This is a genomic window from Chloroflexota bacterium (genome assembly GCA_023475225.1).
In the GTDB taxonomy this organism is placed as follows: Bacteria; Chloroflexota; UBA6077; order FW602-bin22; family JAMCVK01; genus JAMCVK01.
Map to the genome: position 1 here is coordinate 1 of JAMCVK010000031.1, position 16668 is coordinate 16668.

14 protein-coding genes are annotated in these 16668 nt (G+C 56.0%); 2 read left to right on the top strand and 12 right to left on the bottom strand.

Features of this window, described 5'->3' with window-relative positions; translation table 11 throughout:
- Nucleotides 1-190: 190 nt before the first annotated feature.
- The 7 genes from M1136_07450 to M1136_07480 are packed head-to-tail and all read right to left on the bottom strand — an operon-like array spanning nucleotide 191 to nucleotide 10140.
- The gene (locus M1136_07450) at nucleotides 191-1789 is read right to left on the bottom strand and encodes an NAD(P)H-hydrate dehydratase (protein ID MCL5075469.1); all 1599 of its coding nucleotides are present in this window, start codon (nucleotides 1787-1789) and stop codon (nucleotides 191-193) included.
- Nucleotides 1786-2154 carry a holo-ACP synthase gene (gene acpS, locus M1136_07455; GenBank protein ID MCL5075470.1) on the bottom strand — a complete coding sequence of 123 codons (369 nt, stop codon included), beginning with the start codon at nucleotides 2152-2154 and terminating at the stop codon, nucleotides 1786-1788. Before acpS ends, M1136_07450 begins: the two co-directional genes overlap by 4 nt.
- A 1-nt stretch (nucleotide 2155) precedes the next feature.
- Nucleotides 2156-3586, bottom strand: a complete 1431-nt coding sequence (locus tag M1136_07460) for a heterodisulfide reductase-related iron-sulfur binding cluster (protein MCL5075471.1) — start codon at nucleotides 3584-3586, stop codon at nucleotides 2156-2158.
- 2 nt (nucleotides 3587-3588) lie between these two features.
- Nucleotides 3589-4572: a methylenetetrahydrofolate reductase gene (locus M1136_07465; GenBank protein ID MCL5075472.1), complete on the bottom strand. Its 984-nt coding sequence runs from the start codon at nucleotides 4570-4572 to the stop codon at nucleotides 3589-3591.
- Nucleotides 4569-5237 (bottom strand): methylenetetrahydrofolate reductase C-terminal domain-containing protein, encoded by a 669-nt coding sequence (locus tag M1136_07470; protein ID MCL5075473.1) that lies wholly within the window; start codon nucleotides 5235-5237, stop codon nucleotides 4569-4571. The genes M1136_07465 and M1136_07470 overlap by 4 nt, the downstream gene beginning before the upstream one ends.
- 5 nt (nucleotides 5238-5242) lie before the next feature.
- Complete coding sequence (locus M1136_07475; GenBank protein ID MCL5075474.1) at nucleotides 5243-5683, bottom strand: hydrogenase iron-sulfur subunit; 441 nt, start codon at nucleotides 5681-5683, stop codon at nucleotides 5243-5245.
- Entirely contained in the window at nucleotides 5680-10140 is a 4461-nt protein-coding gene (locus tag M1136_07480; GenBank protein ID MCL5075475.1) for an NAD(P)-binding protein, read from the bottom strand. Before M1136_07480 ends, M1136_07475 begins: the two co-directional genes overlap by 4 nt.
- Nucleotides 10141-10592: 452 nt before the next feature.
- Between M1136_07480 and M1136_07485 the strand changes: the two genes are divergently transcribed.
- Complete coding sequence (locus tag M1136_07485; protein ID MCL5075476.1) at nucleotides 10593-10976, top strand: thioesterase family protein; 384 nt, start codon at nucleotides 10593-10595, stop codon at nucleotides 10974-10976.
- A gap of 21 nt (nucleotides 10977-10997) precedes the next feature.
- Entirely contained in the window at nucleotides 10998-11948 is a 951-nt protein-coding gene (locus tag M1136_07490) for an alcohol dehydrogenase catalytic domain-containing protein (GenBank protein MCL5075477.1), read from the top strand.
- A 52-nt stretch (nucleotides 11949-12000) separates the two neighbouring features.
- Here M1136_07490 and M1136_07495 read toward each other — a convergent pair whose 3' ends face one another.
- From M1136_07495 to M1136_07515, 5 genes are all read right to left on the bottom strand, one after another.
- Nucleotides 12001-13302, bottom strand: coding sequence for an AAA family ATPase (locus M1136_07495; protein MCL5075478.1), 1302 nt, complete (start codon nucleotides 13300-13302; stop codon nucleotides 12001-12003).
- A gap of 59 nt (nucleotides 13303-13361) precedes the next feature.
- Nucleotides 13362-13625 carry a MoaD/ThiS family protein gene (locus M1136_07500; protein MCL5075479.1) on the bottom strand — a complete coding sequence of 88 codons (264 nt, stop codon included), beginning with the start codon at nucleotides 13623-13625 and terminating at the stop codon, nucleotides 13362-13364.
- A 7-nt stretch (nucleotides 13626-13632) separates the two neighbouring features.
- Entirely contained in the window at nucleotides 13633-13869 is a 237-nt protein-coding gene (locus M1136_07505) for a MoaD/ThiS family protein (GenBank protein MCL5075480.1), read from the bottom strand.
- An 89-nt stretch (nucleotides 13870-13958) separates the two neighbouring features.
- Nucleotides 13959-14216 (bottom strand): MoaD/ThiS family protein, encoded by a 258-nt coding sequence (locus M1136_07510; protein MCL5075481.1) that lies wholly within the window; start codon nucleotides 14214-14216, stop codon nucleotides 13959-13961.
- A 76-nt stretch (nucleotides 14217-14292) separates the two neighbouring features.
- Nucleotides 14293-16023 carry an aldehyde ferredoxin oxidoreductase gene (locus tag M1136_07515; protein ID MCL5075482.1) on the bottom strand — a complete coding sequence of 577 codons (1731 nt, stop codon included), beginning with the start codon at nucleotides 16021-16023 and terminating at the stop codon, nucleotides 14293-14295.
- Nucleotides 16024-16668: the final 645 nt, after the last annotated feature.

Genomic DNA, 16668 nt, shown 5'->3' on the forward strand with positions numbered 1-16668 from the left:
CTTTTTGACCAGTCCTGGGGCAAGAAGTTATCCACATGTGGATACCCCTCCCCCATACCCCCTCCCCACTACTACTTATCAACATCCTCTAACTGTCACGGAGGCATCTGAACGCAATCAGTTCTCCCCGATCCGACCCCCCGTCGCAGCTCACAACCATTTTGCTGAGCATAGGAACGCTCGAGATGCGCTAATGACTTCGCTCAGCAGGGCTTTGCTGCTTAAGCTCCTTGATTGCTTTAGGCAAGGCCAGGAGAAGATCGCCCGCCAACATCCCTGCATCACCCAGGTCGTCAGCCACCATCGCCCCTGCTTGTCCATGGAGGTATACGCCGGCTATGGCTGCTGCCTGCGGCTCCAGCCCCTGCGCCATCAGGCCAGCGATGGCTCCAGCTAATACATCACCTGTACCAGCGCTGGCCAAGCCCGGGCTAGCCAGCGGATTGATAGCCGCCTGGCCATCGGGCGAGGCGATGATGGTGTAAGCGCCTTTCAAGACGACTGTCCGCTGGCAGCGACGTGCTGCCTCCAGGGCAACGGTTAGACGACTCTCCTGCACCGCCTCAGCCGATATGCCCATCAAGCGGCCTAGCTCGCCGGCATGCGGCGTTAGAACCGCCCTCCTGGGTAGGATCTCCCACCAGACGGGGACGCTGGCTAAGCCGTTTAATCCGTCAGCATCGATCACCATGTTGATAGCCATAGGATCGGGCGATACAGCCTCGCCCGCTGACGACAACGCGCGCAGGACCTGCTCCAGCAAAGCGACCGTAGAGGGATGTTGTCCTAGCCCAGGCCCAACCAAGAGGACCTGACATCTGAGCATTGCGCTGAGCAACTGCTCCTTTGCCTCTACCCCCAAGACACCAGGCTCTACCTCAGGCAAGGGTAGGAAGGTGGATTCGGTGAGCTTGCTGGCCAAGACGGGATGCAGACTACGCGCCAGGGCCAGCGTTACCAATCCAGCACCTACCCGCATGGCCCCGGAACAGGCCAGATAGGCGGCCCCGGTATAGTGGACTGATCCAGCGACCACTAAGACCCGGCCGAAGGTGCCTTTATGTCCCCAACGGGGGCGTTCCGGCAACAGCTCCTTTATCCACTCCGCAGTGAGCATCTCCAGGGAGGATTCGACCACTACGCCCGCAGGCAATCCAATATCACCCACAACCAACTCCCCCACGAAGGCGGCCCCAGGCAGGAGGAAGAGCCCTATCTTGGGATAGCCAAGGGTCACGGTGAGATCAGCACGTAGCGTATTCTCATCGACCGCTCCCGTATCACTGTTCAGTCCACTCGGTATATCTACGGCGATTGCCTGGCAACCTGCTCTCTTTTCGGCCCTAACTGTTCGCAACAGGGCAGCAAGCGAGCCACTGATCGGTCGTGACTTCCCCGTCCCCAATAAGGCATCGATAATCAGGGATGACTCCCTTACCTCGTCTCGCAAAATCTTCTGCTCAGGGTCCTCCGCCGCGCATATGCACGGAATACCCTGAGCCAGGACAGCCTGAAAATTTGGGTCAGCCGCAGTGTTCCGGTTCCAAAGATAGACCACGACCGGCATCCCGGCCTCGCAGAGGTAACGCGCCGCCACTAATCCATCCCCGCCATTATTGCCGGGCCCGACCAGGACGAGGGACTTGATCCGTCGCGGATCAGTGACCCGCTTCAGAATAGCTTTGGCCACGGCGTGGCCAGCATTTTCCATAAGCAAGTCCGTACCAACTCCCAGGAACTCAGCCTGGCGCTCGATGACTTGCATCTGTTCCGCAGTCACGATCTTCATTCAGTATCACCGGCAACCACCATGGCTATGGCTAAATCCTCTGAATGCGCTAAACTAATAGCAAACGATTTCAGGCCGAGCTGTTCGGCCCGCTGCTGGCCACGACCATGCAAATAAACTAATGGCTTGCCCCGTCGGTCAGACAAAACTTCGATCTCACGCCAGCCAACACCCCGTCGACCGGTACCCAGCGCCTTCATCACCGCTTCCTTAGCCGCGAAGCGCACAGCCAGTTCTGCCGTTCGCCCCCGACAATAGCGCCATTCTGTCTCTGTATATATCCGAAAGGCAAAGCGCTCACCCCAACGAGCGAGCGCTGCTTCTATCCGTCTTATGTTGACCAAATCAACACCGATGCTGATCACCTTAACTCCAGAGGCCCTTCTTCTTCAACAGTGGCTTCGGGTCAATAATATGCTTTGTTAGACCCAGTTTGCCCGCCGGTACGGCAAAGGCAAGTCCCATCAACTCTGTGAAGTAGAAAATGGGTAGGTTATAGCTTCCCTTCCTACCACCAGAGAGCTGGCTTTGCCGCGTATCCAGATTGGCATGACAGAGCGGACAGGCCACCACGATGGCCTCTGCCCCTACCTCTTTGGCGTTGCGCAGTATCCGCTCCACCAGACCAAGGGCGATATCCGTTTCAGTGAGCATCAAACTGGCTCCACAGCAATCGGTCTTATAGGACCAATCCAAAGCCCTACCTCCTAACGCCTCCAGCAAGTGATCCATCATCACGGGATACTCGGGATGATCGGTCGCCACCACCTCCGGTGGTCGCGTGAGGAGGCAACCATAGTAACAAACTACCTTTAATCCCGTTAAGGGTTTCTTCACCTGCCCTCGCACAACCTCCAGACCGATATCCCTGACCACGGTGGTCAGCAAGTGATCAACGTTTACCTTGCCCTCATACTTATAGCCTGTCTCAGAGCGCACTGCCTCGGCTAGGGAATGATTTGTCTGCACCTCATGGATGGCCATACGGAAACGTGAGTAACAGGAGGCACAAGGCATAGTCACCCGTGATTCTCCACTTTCCTCGATCAACGCTAGATTGCGCAGAGGCAAAGTGACCGCCAGCAAAGGGTCGCTGGCGTGGGCCGGACTGCTACCACAGCAGATCCAATTCTTCGGTTCCACCAACTCCAGTCTGAGACGATCAGCCACCGCCCGCGTGGAGAGATCGAACTCAACGGCGCTGGAATGCAGAGCACAGCCAGGATAATAGGCCAATCGCCCTATCCTCCCTTCCAATGCAGGCCGGGCCTGCACGCCAGGCGCAGTGTAGCGCACCAGTGGGGGCAACAACTTTAGCCTGCCCTTCGCCAGGAGTCTCAAACCCAAGACGACATCCTTGAAAAAGCGCCGTGTCCGCAGATTCATCTCGGCCATTAATCCCAGCTCATAGAGGCGACCCAGGGTCTTAATCCAGCGTACAGCTACATGGTTGAACTGAGCCACATTGGGCACCCGCGGCAAAATGCCTCTAGCCTCCCCCTCTACCTTAAGCAGGTCCATAATTTTGGGGAGATCAAGCCCTTGGGGACAACGAGTGACGCAGGTTTGACAGCTGGAACAGAGCCAGATCGTCTTGCTGCGCAGGGCCTGGTCGATCCGTCCCAGCTGAATGGCTCTCAACATCTGGGCCGGGGTCAAATCCATGTTTTCGACGACCGGGCAGCCAGCCGTGCATTTCTTGCACTGGTAGCAAAGGTATATATTGCTCCCACAAGACTCCTCGATCAGCTTAACCAGGCTATCTCCATCCACTGGTTTCGTTAGCGTCGCTTGCATGCCTAAGCCTCATCCTTCCCACTGGCCACCAGAACGCCCTCCTCGATAACCGGGCGGGGCAATAACCCCGCCTCAGTAGCGATCTGAGCGACGGCTTCCTCCCACTCGATGGCCATAATATGCACACCAGCTACACCCTCGATCTGGCGCACCTGGTCGATGATTTCGACACAAATCTTAATCCCCTCAGCCTTAGCCTCACCCTTCGGTACCGAGGCCATCCGCTCGACGATCTCATCCGGGACATCCAAGCCAGGAACGTTGTTCTTCATATAGCGGGCGACGCCAACCGATTTGATTGGCCCCACGCCAGCCAGAATGAAGACGCGCTCGTGTAATCCCAGATCACGTACCATTGCCATCCACCTGGCAAACTTTTTCACGTTGTAGACTAGTTGGGTTTGGATGAAATCAGCGCCGGCCGCCACTTTCTTCGCCAAACGGAGAGCGCGAAACTCAAAGGGATCAGCAAAAGGATTCTCAGCAGCACCAATGAAGAAGCGTGGGGGCACACTCATCGTTTCGCCACACTGAAATTTCGCTTCATCACGCATATCCTTTACCATCTGGATCAATTGAATTGAATCCAGATCGAAGACGTTCTTCGCCCCAGGGTGATTGCCAAATTTCTGATGGTCACCGGTAAGGCAAAGCACGTTCCGCATACCCAGGGCCCAGGCCCCAAGAAGATCGCTCTGCATAGCGATGCGATTCCTATCGCGGCAGGTCATTTGGATGACGGGCTCCAAACCCAGGCTGACGAGGATGGTTCCTCCAGCGATGCTGGACAGGCGCACGATGGCCGTCTGATTATCAGTGATATTTATGGCATCGGCGTAACCCCTCAGCAGGGCAGCCTTGTTACACACTACACTGGCCTCGGCGCTCTTGGGGGGACCGAGCTCGGCCGTGATGGCGAAGGCGCCCGAGCGCAGGATCCTTTCCAATCTGCTGTCTGACTTTAGAGGGTTATCGTCCCGCTTCACAGTCGCAAATCCTCCCTAACAACCTTACGTGGCCCACCATCGCGGGCAGTGGCCCAATCCTTAGTTGGCCTAATCTCCACCAGTCTGGAGGTTAGCCCAAGTGCTTGGAGATGATCATAAATGAGCTGCCAGGCACAATCTACCTCGTCAGAGATCTCACATTTGCCGTTATGTGAGCCCCCACAAGGACCATTTAACAGGCTCTTCGAGCAGCGTGCGATGGGGCAGATGCCACCAGTCTCAGCCAGGATGCAGTTCCCACAACCAGCGCAAGCCTCAGCCCAAACACCGTGCTCGCGCGTGCCTCCCATAAACCCCGTGTTCAGCCCAGGCAAGACCCGTATCTTGGGATAGGCCTCCGCCAGATGCTGCACACCTACGCCACATCCCAGGGAGAGGACCACATCTACATCGGCAAGATACTCACGTAATCCCTCAACATACTCAGGCTCACACTGCCGGACGATGGTCTTCTCGACTATCTCTATTTCAAGCCCCTTGGCCTTCGCCGCTATACGGAGGGCAGAGGATAGTATCCCCACCTCCTTCTCGCCGCCGGCCGCACATACAGTGACACAGGCACCACAGCCAACCACCAGTATGCGGCGATAATCAGCCAGCATCTCCTCGATCTCTTCAAAGGGCTTCTGCTCAGCAACTATCATCGCTATTACACCTCCGCGGCGACCGCCTCCACCACGGTCACCCTTTTTACTGGATTAGGGCCAAGACGGCGAGCCCGCTCCGTCATTTCCGTCGCCGCCTCCGCAAAGGTGGTAGCCATAGCGGCAGACATATTGTACATCTCCAGTCGCTCGCTCCCCAGTCCAATCTTATCCAGAAGACGCTTCACATACTGAACCCGCTTCTTAGCCCGTAGATTGCCCGTCAGGTAATGACAATTACCTTCCAGGCAACCGGCCATGAAGACAGCATCAGCACCATCCTCAAATGCCCGCAGGATGTGCAGCACATCAACTCGCCCCGAACACGGAACCTGAATTATCTTCACGTTCGGTGGATACTTTAAGCGCATCACCCCGGCCAGGTCGGCCGCAGCAAAGGCGCAGTGAAAACAGCAGAAACTGACCACCTCTGGTTCAAAACTCATTTCTCCCCTACCAGTAAAGCCTCGCTCTTGACCATGATTTGATCATCACGGAAATGAGCCAGCTGTATTGCTTTAGCCGGACACTCAGCTACACAAATCCCACAGCCATGACACGCAGCTGCTTCGATCTCAGCCACTCCTTCAGCATTGATGATGGGCACCCCATAGGGACAGACCCGCACACAAGTCAAACAGGCCGCACATTTCTCCGCTTCGACCTTAGCCACGGGTCCGCCCACCTCCAGCTGAATCTTAGATAGGATGGTGGCCGCTCGGGCCGCTGTGGCCAAGGCTTGGCTGATGCACTCCTCAATCGGCTTAGGGTAATGAGCCAGGCCACAGACAAAGATCCCGTCGGAGGCGAAATCGACCGGCCGTAGCTTGATGTGAGCCTCAAGGAAGAACCCCTCCTTGGTCAGAGGCAATTTCAAGATAGGGGCCAGCTTCTCGCCACCCTCGTTAGGCACAACAGCCGTACTGAGGACAAGCAAGTCAGGCTCAATGGTGAGCTCTTCGTCCAGGATCTTGTCTGCTATCAGGCACTCCAGATGGCCATTGGTCAAGTGTACCTGTGGCTCCTGCCCCTCATCGTAGCGCAGGAAGATCACCCCCTTGCTCCTCGCCTGGGTATATAGCTCCTCATAGAAGGCATAAGTGCGTATATCTTTGTAGAGAACGTAGATCGTCGCCGCCGGATTCAACTCCTTGAGACGGAGGGCATTTTTCATGGCCGAGACGCAGCAGAGGCGACTGCAATAGCCAGCCCTCTCGCCGGCCGGCCCTACGCATTGGATCATCGCCACAGTCTTAGCGGCCGTGACCTCAGGGGAGAGATCGGCCATCTTCTCTTCCAGGTCTAACTGGGTGATCACCCGCTTATCTTTACCCAACAAATATTCATCACCACGATATTCACGTCCACCCGTAGCCACGATGGTGGCGCCATGCTCCAACAAATGCTGGCGGCCGTCCTGTTCAATGGTCGTCTTGAAGTTGCCCACAAACCCGGTTGATTTGACTACCTCTGTATCGAGCAGCACTTCGATCCGCTCGTGCCCGATTACACGTTGGATGAGCGAGCGCAGGTGAGTCTGCGGATCATAGCCGTCGATGGTGTTATAGAGATGGCGCAGGTTGCCCCCAAGCTCAAACTCCTGTTCCACCAGATAGACACCAAAACCCTGATCAGCTAGAGACAGGGCTGCTGTCATACCGGAGATCCCACCACCGATGACGAGGGCACGATGACTGATCGCCTGAGGCATTTTAGTCAACGGCTCCAGCAGGCGCGCTCTGGCTACAGCCATGCGCACCAGCTCCTTAGCCTTCTCCGTAGCCCTTCTATGATCATCGGAGTGCACCCATGAACACTGATCACGGATATTAGCCATCTCAAAGAGATAGGGGTTCAGACCAGCCTCGCGGATTGTTTCCTGAAAGAGCGGTTCGTGGGTGCGCGGTGTACACGAAGCGACGACGACGCGATTAAGCCGGTGCTCGGCGATCTGCTGGCGAATACGCTCTTGGGCATCAGGGGCACAGGTGTACAGGTTTCGCTCCGTATGCACCACCTTCCCCAGCGTTTCGGCATATTGACGCACCTCTTCGACATCTACGACTCCAGCGATATTTGAACCGCAATGGCAGATAAAGACCCCAACACGTGGCTCCTGGTCAGCGAGTGGAATCTCCGCTGGATATACCTTCTCGCTGACCAGAGCGCCCCGCGCCGTGGCCAACAGGCGCAAGGCCTCAGCAGCAGCCGCGCTGGCTTGGGTGACACTATCAGGGATATCCATCGGCGCCGTGAATGGGCCACAAACAAAAACCCCCGCCTGGCTGGTGCGAAGTGGCGCCAACTTATCTGTGCGACAAAAGCCGTAGGGATTCAGCTCGATGCCGAAGGTTTCAGCTAAAGCACGCGCACCTGGCGGCGGTGCCATACCTACGGAGAGCACGACCAGGTCAAACTCCTCTTCAACCAGGCAGCCATCATTGGCTTCGTATCTCAGGATGATATTCTTCGTATGGGGAGATTCCTTAAGCGAGGAGGGGCGACAGCGGGTATACTTGATCCCATAGACGTTCCGGGCACGCTCGTAGTAGGCGTCAAAGCCCTTGCCAAAGGCGCGCATATCCATCAAGAATATGTGGCAATCTGTATCAGGAGAGTGTTCCTTAGCCATTATCGCTTCCTTCGTGGCGTACATACAGCAGACGGAGGAGCAGTATGGGTGCTCTTTGTCGCGTGAGCCGATGCATTGCAAGAAGGCAATCCGTTTCGCTGGGACATGATCGGAGGGACGGATCACCTCGCCAGCCGTTGGGCCGGAAGCACTCAGCAACCGCTCAAACTGGAGACTGGTCACAACGTTTAGGTAACGACCGAAACCAAACTCCTCAGCCAACCTTGCCTCGTACACCTCGTATCCCGGGGCCAGGATGACCGCCCCCACCCGCAATTGCTTCTGACGCTCTCGTTCTCCGTGATCGATAGCCTTGGCCTGGCATACCCGCACACACTCATAGCACTCAGAACAGATCCCGCAATTAAGACAACGACGCGCCTCGGCGATGGCCATCTCCTCAGTGAATCCCAGCTCCACTTCGTCGAAATTGCCCCGGCGTTGTACGAGGGGAAGTGTCGGCATAGGAGGACAGGATTGCCGGATGATCTCTTTGTTAAGCAGCTTCTGCTGTGCCTCGGCCTTCCCCAATTCGACGACTGGGAGCGATTCTGGGACAGGCGAACTGGCTATCTCTCCCCGTAGAAAGCGGTCGATGGAGAGAGCAGCCCTGTGCCCAGCAGCCACTGCATCGACCACGTAGGCTGTGCCGCTAACGGCATCGCCCCCGGCGAATACACCTGGCATGGTCGTGGACAGGGTCTCCGGATCGACGGTGATGGTGCCTTTAGCAGTAACCACGATCTTCTCGGGCAGTGACGTTGTATCAACGGTCTGGTTGACCGCAGCAATGACCGTATCAACCTCCAGGGTAAACTCGGAGCCAGGAATAGGGATAGGACGGCGACGCCCACTCTCGTCAGGCTCACCCAGGGCCATCTTCTGACAAACCAGAGCTGTAACCTTGCCCTGTTCATCACTCAGAATCCCCACGGGAGCCGTCTGAAGCAATAGACTAACTCCCTCCGCCTCTGCCTCCTCGATCTCCGGACGATCAGCCGGCATCTCCTCCAGCGAGCGACGGTAAACAAGCCTAACCTCTTTGGCTCCCAGACGCACCGCCGTGCGGGCCGCATCGATAGCCGTATTCCCGCCCCCTATAACAGCGACTCGCTCACCTGTGTGCTGAACGGTTCCTAAAGATACCTCCCGCAGGAAATCGATAGCGCCGAGGACACCTATGGCATCCTCGCCCTCCACGTTCAGCTTCTGGCTGACGTGAGCTCCCAGGGCCAGGAAGATCGCCTGGTATCCTTCCCTGAACAGCTGCTGAATGGTGATATCGCGGCCCAAGGCCATGTTCAGCTGCAAATCCACACCAAGGGCGCAAATCTCATCTATATCTCTCTGGAGCAGATGTCTGGGCAGCCGATATTCGGGGATGCCCACCCTGAGCATTCCCCCCGCCACGGGCAGGGCTTCGAAGGCTGTCACTGGATAGCCCAGATGGGCGAGGTCCTTGGCCGCCGTAAGTCCGGCCGGTCCGGCCCCGATGATGGCCACCCTCTCAGATTTGGTCTTCTCTACTGGCTCTGGAAGAGGCGCTCCGGTATTGAAGGCATAATCAGAAACGAAGCGTTTCAGGTACATTATGGAGACTGCTTCGTCGACTACACCCCGGTTACACTCCTTCTCACAGGGATGATTGCAGATACGCCCACAAGCCGCGGCGAAGGGCATACGGTCCTTCACCACCCGGAGGGCATCAATAAAGCGCCCTTGGACAATCAAGGCGATATAGCCCTGCACACTGATACCAGCTGGACAGGCGGCTTTACAAGGAGCGATACCCTTCTTTTCGATAGCATAGGCGTTGGGCACCGCCTGAGGATAAAGCTTATAAATGGCTGTTCTTTGATCTAGTGTAGCATTGAATTGGTTAGGGACAGTGACCGGGCAGACCTTCACGCAATCATCACAAGAGGTACACCGCTCCAAACTGACAAAGCGAGGTTTTTGGCGCACCGTAACCGTGAAGTCAGCGGCCGCACCGCTGATACTCTCGACCACGCTGTTGGTCAACAATTCGATATTCAGGTGACGTCCGCACTCTACTAGTCTCGGGGAGATGGTACACATAGCACAATCGTTGGTGGGGAAGGTCTTGTCCAATTGGGCCATCTTACCCCCGATGGCCGCTGATTGCTCAACGAGGTATACCTTAATCCCCGCCTCGGCCAGATCCAGGGCTGCCTGTACCCCCGCAACCCCACCGCCAACCACCAAGGCCGCCCCTATCGTCTCCTTCTCTTCCCTTCGTTTGTCACTCACGCCCGCTATCCTCCCAAAGGCCCACTTAGGGTGCGCCCTCGCCGCGCACCCAGGTTGTCATTTTACTACATACAGGGAGTAATGTCTATCAAAGTCGGTAATCTAACTAACCCTGCTTATCCATCTTAGACCATCTTCACGCGGCCTGGCGAGAAAGATCAGGAACACAAGCCCCCACAACAGAACCAATGACCAGTAGGCCAGCGGCGCGTAATCATGGAAGGTATATTGCACCTTACACCTCCCCTAGCACACTTGGGGCTACACTACTGCTCTCGAGCACCACGTAGCGGTATGCCTATGATTAATATATATTAATATATACCGTGAAAGTGTAAAAAATTTGTAAAAAGGGCGGGGCGGTCAGCTCAAAACGCCTTGCTTGACGCTGGCCATAAAGCAGAGGTAGAATGCTGACGGCAATCGTCTCACAGCGAATGGAGGTAAAGATTATGACCGATCTACCATTAGGCATCACCGGTGAGGCCAAGATCATCGTCAGCGATGAGAATACAGCCAAGCACATGGGCAGCGGAGCCGCTGTGGTCTTCTCCACCCCCAGTCTTGTGGCTCTCATGGAGCGGGCTAGCATCGCCGCCGTTCATCCCTATTTGCCTCCTGAACAGACGACCGTTGGCTTCGAGGTCAAAATTAAGCATATAGCCCCTACCCCACTTGGCATGACAGTCACCGCCCGGGCGGAACTAGTAGCCGTTGATGGCCATAAGCTAACCTTCAAGGTAGAAGCCATTGACGAACAAAAGCAGGTGGGCATGGGCACCCATCGCAGAGCCATCGTGGACCTTCAAAGCTTCGGTAGAGAGACATCCCCTTAGCCTATGATAAAGGAGATACCGATGAGGGCTTTGCTCTATCGTGATGGGGTCAGATTGGAGACCACTTACCCTCAGCCACAGCCCGGCCAAGGTGAGTCCCTAGTACGGGTGAAGATGGCCGGTATCTGTAATACCGATGTCGAAATCACCAGGGGCTATCGTGGCTTCAGCGGCGTGTTGGGACACGAGTTTGTCGGGCTTGTGGAGAGGAGCGAAGATGCCGACCTGATCGGACAGCGAGTAGTGGGGGAGATCAACTGCGGTTGTGGCGCTTGCCTGTACTGCCAGCAAGGGATGCATGAGCACTGCCTCAATCGTAGCGTCTTAGGCATCGCCGGACGCGATGGAGCCTTCGCTGATTACCTGGTTTTGCCCAGTGCTAACCTCCATATAGTCCCCGCTACCATTCCAGACGAGGAGGCGGTCTTCGTCGAACCCCTGGCCGCTGCACTGGAGATCACAGAACAGGTACACATCAGGCCAACCCAAAGAGTGGTCGTCTTGGGAGATGGCAAGCTCGGTCTTCTGGCGGCTCAGGTGCTGAGTCTGACAGGCTGCCACCTCACAGTGCTGGGGAAGCATCCTGAGAAGCTGGCCATCGTTGGCCGACGAGGACTGGAGACAGCCATTTTAGGCACTGCCGAGGTGGTTGGCGCTGATGTGGTGGTCGATTGCACCGGACAAGCCAGTGGGTTCGCCTTGGCGAAATCAATCGTTAGGCCACGCGGTACCATCGTGGTGAAGAGTACCTTTCACGATGATGACCTCCTCCCGCTAAGCCCACTTGTGGTGGATGAGGTGACCGTAGTAGGGTCACGCTGTGGACCGTTTAAGTCCGCACTGCGGTTATTAGAACGCCGCCTGGTGGACGTCGCCTCACTCGTCACAGCCATCTATCCCTTGGACGATGGGGTGAAAGCCTTTCAGCAAGCGTCGACTAAGGGGGCTCTGAAGATTTTACTGCGGACGTGATATAGCGACGGTACTTTTAATCCGTTCTTCATTACCGCGATATCCCTGACTATCACCGTGAGGTAGACGGCGGCTCATCTCGTTGAAGACGAGCCTCGTCTAGGGCCCTGCGCCACATTGCCAGTCGCTCAGCGATATGTCGCTCGTCACCCTGATCACCTGGCTCGTAGTAATGTCGCCCCTGCAACCTATCCGGGAGATATTGCTGGGGCACGTGGTGGCCAGGGAAGGCGTGGGGGTATTTGTAGCCTTTACCGTGTCCCATCGCGGCACCATCTCGGCTAGCATCCTTGAGATGGTCTGGCACTTCGACCTTGCCATCCCGTTCCAGATCCCTCAAGGCCTCCGTGATTGCCAGCACCGAGTTACTCTTGGGGGCCAGCGCCAGGTAGAGAGCTGCCTCTGCCAGGTTGAGCTGCGCCTCGGGAAGCCCCACCCACTCTAACGCCTGGGCCGCAGCCACCGCTACTACCAGCGCCTGCGGGTCAGCCAAACCGATATCCTCCGAGGCCAGGATGATCATCCGCCGGGCAATGAACTCGGGATCTTCCCCGGCGTAGAGCATCTTGGCCAGCCAGTACAACGCTGCATCGGGGTCAGAACCGCGCAGAGACTTGATAAAGGCCGAGATGGTGTCATAATGGGCATCACCATCCCGGTCATAGAGGATGGCCCGCCGTTGAATGGATTCCTGAGCCACATCGAGATTGATGCAGATGATACCATCAGGCCCCGGCAAGGTCGATTCCACGGCCAGTTCAAGAGCGTTCAGGGCGATACGGGCATCGCCGCCAGCGATGCGCGCCAGATGCTCCAGCGCCTCATCCGCCACAACTATGGACCGTCCACCATAGCCGCGTTCGACATCTTCCAGAACCCGGCGTAACAGGAGCAACGTCTGTTCCTCTGTCAAGGGCCGCAGCTGAAAGATACGCGACCTCGACAAGAGCGGTCCAGTGATCTCGAAATAAGGGTTCTCCGTAGTAGCACCGATGAGGATGACGGTCCCATTCTCCACATGGGGCAAGAGGGCATCTTGTTGCCCCTTGTTGAAGCGGTGAATTTCATCAACCAGAAGAATGGTGCGCTGGCCATAGAAGGTCCGCCGCTCCTTGGCCTCAGCGACGACCTTCCGGATATCCGCTACACCGGCCAGGACTGCGCTGAGGGTCTCAAAATGTGACCGGGTAGTGTTAGCGATAATCATGGCCAGGGTGGTCTTACCCGTGCCAGGTGGTCCCCAGAGGATGATCGATGAGAATAAGCGGTCGGTCTCGATGGCGCGGCGCAATAGCTTTCCTGGGCCAACGATGTGCTCCTGGCCGACAAACTCGTCAATGGTACATGGTCGCATTCGGGCTGCTAGGGGCATATCTGGGTGAAAAGGTCTCCCCCTGGACGGATCGAAGAGTGTCACTGTTGACTTCCTCGTAAAAGTCCCCCAGCGATAGGAGGAAAGATGCCTACCCGATCCCCCTGTTGGAGAATGTAGTTGGAGTCAGCCTGCTGGCCATTGACGAATACCTGTCTTGTCTCATGGGCTGGAATGCCCAGTTTGGCTAGTAGACCATCCAACGTGGTCCCTTCCTCAATCGGGAAGTTGAGCAGCTCGCCGGAAGGCGCCTCCGGACGATATTTGCGCAGGATAGCGAAAAGCCTGACGTCGATGGTGATCATAGGTCTTCTAAGGCTTCCTTGTAAAATACCAGCTATAGAGCAAGCCCATATCCCTGGGAAAGACGCCCAGCCGATCGCCGTCTTTGACCTCGCGGGTCAGAGCTAAGAGCTCTCCATTTAAGAAGATATTGCTCGTCTCTTGGGGGGCGATGCCCAGTCGGGCTAGAACCTGTTCTATGGTTTGTCCTGGTTCAAAACCCAGCCTCACTATGGAATCAGTGTCAACGTCACTCTGCGGCGCCAAACGCCGTAATCTCCCATATAACCTGACTTCTATCAAATGAACAAGGCCCCTCAAACTTAATTTTAGCACGAATTGCCGTATGCTCGCTATCAGATATAGAGCAGGGCCATATCGCTACCGAAGAGGCCGAGTCTATCACCATCCCTGATAACCTCGCTATGCCATTCCGGCTTATAGCGGCCATTGATGAAGACGTTTCTGGGCTCTTTAGGGGGGATGCCGAGAGCTTGTAACACTTCATCGACATAGTGCTCGCCCTTTATTTCCAGCCGAACGACGGAGGGATGAGAGATCTCCTTCTCCTGGCCGTAGCGGCGCATCTTACCATACAGGTGAACTTCTATCATCGTTTCTCCTGCACGTTAAAGGCGCAGGGCCCGAGGTACCCCGAGCCCTGCGCCTCTAGAATTGCCCGAAGGAAGCCTAGAAGGCATAAACCATATCGAGCTCTGCAGCAGGTACATCGAAGACGGTGTTATGGGGCGGTAGCTTCTCGTAGATCATGAACTCTGGCAGGCGATCATGAGCAGAGGTGAATCCCGCTCGCTCGTTAAACTCCCGTTCCTTTTTGATGATCTGCTTGCCCATCTCCATAACGTCGCTGGAGTTTAGATTGGCCCCATACATAGCGTTAATCGTACCCACTACACCCTCAAAGCCGCTGGAGATATCCAAGATGGCAAAGGCGATAAAGAGACAGTAACCGGTAGAGTCAATGAAGGCCGTCGTCGCCTGAAAGTCGCGTGAAAGCTGCGCCTTGTTGACCGCAAATGGGTCAGATTTGCCTCCAACACCCAAAATCTCAGGAGCGATGGTATAGCCGGAGGTATGGTCAGCTCCCATTGTGGATGTCGCATAGGTGACGCCGATACCCTTCACCGCCCGTGGCTCATAAGCGGGCATGGACTGGCCTTTGACTACCGGTACGCGCACCACCCCAAAGGCACGGGCTGTGAAGGCCGTGCCGTTACCAATGATGTGCCCCAGCGGTGTCCCCTTACCCACCTCCTTTAGTAGCTCGATCGCTCCCTTGCCATCGCCGAACTTCAGCAGTCCACCCTCCATAGCTACAGCGATAGTGCAACCAGCCTCAATCGTATCCAGTCCGATGTCGTTGCAAAGGCGGTTCAGTTCGGCGATGTCGTCAAGATTATCAACGCCACAGTTTGGTCCAAGGGCCCAATCAGTCTCATATTCAACGGGGGCACAGTGGTATTTACCATCAGGATAGGTCACCACGTTGGAGCATTTGATCACGCAACCAGGATGACAGGGATGACCAACCTTGCTCTCACCTCCGCGTGTTTTCACCCATTCGTTAATCACCTCACCAGCCACCTTGGACGCCCCCTCGAAGCGGCCAGCGCTAAAGTTCCGCGTCGGCAAGCCACCAGCCTCATTCATGATGTTGATCAAAACAGCGGTACCGTACTTGGGCAATGCCTCAGAGGTGACAGGGTGTTTCAAGAGGGCATCGGTTAACTTTTTCGCCTCAGCCTTGAAGCGCTCCAGATCAGCGATTTTCACCCCAGGCGCGCCGGTATCATCGATAACAATGGCCCTCAGCCCCTTCGATCCCATCGCGGCCCCCATCCCACCGCGTCCAGCATAACGGCCAGGGCCGTTCTCCATATCATTAACAGAGATACCGGCATTAGCCAGCTTCATCTCCCCGGCCGGTCCGATACCAATTATGCCTACCTTGCCGAACCTCTCCCAAAGAAGACGATTCGTCTCATACATCCCCCTGCCAGCAATCCCATCGGCGGGGAGAATGGTTGCGCCATCCTTATCTACCTTGAGGATATGCAGCTTCCCATCCTGTGCCTGCCCTTCAACGATGATAGCCTTGACGCCCAGATGAGCCAGCTTCTGTGAGGCGAGACCTCCCGCGTTAGTCTCTTTGATGGTTCCAGTAAGAGGGCTCTTCCCCCCAACGGAGAGCCGCCCAGAGCTTGGAGCGGCCGTACCACTGACCAGGCCAGGGGCAAAGATCACCTTGTTATGGGGACCCAAGGGATGGCAGGTAGGCGGTACCTCCTCGCAAGTGATAGTTGAGGTCAAGCCACGACCTCCCAGTAAGCGATAACGTTCCGGAACGTCTTCAAACTTCGTACTCAGGTCAGTCATGTTAACGCGCAGAATCCTACTCATTACACACCCCCTTAAACATCATTTTGGTCCTTCTGGGAAGATTTGTGATGGAAACGGTGAGTACCTTTTCTCGATCGCATCACCTCCTCATGCGGACTTAAGGATGCCGTTAGAGTAGACTTAAGTGGCTACAGAGCACGATCATAAAACATTTCAGCACCCAGTCTACCTAGAACGCTATTTCCTCTATAAAAGGTTAGGAGGCAGCTCTACATCGGAGCTGCCTCCTTTGCGCCACGGCAGGTGTGGAGATCACTCTCCACGCCCTAACGTTCACTGCTCCCCTGTAGGGATAGTATGAATCGGAGGCCGAAAAAGCCACTTAATCACTGATTGGGCGTCTCTATGGGCTATCTGCTGCTTATTTTTACTATAGCACCATCGGCCACCAAAGTCAATCATCGTCTTGAGAGGGTTGAACATCTCCCCAAATCCCCGCAGAGGGTTCAAGGTAGCCCTTCAGGCTTTTTTGCACTCTGGAGGGCACATCCCCAGGCCCCCTACCAAGGGGGCTGCGCCCTCAGGAGTGGGCAGATTTAATTGATGTTTTATCACTAGGCAGCCTCCTTACGTTGCTTGTGAGTTGGTGGTTTGTGAGTTTGATTAGCAAGGCTCATCTCAGGGTTGAATTGATGAATAAGTTGG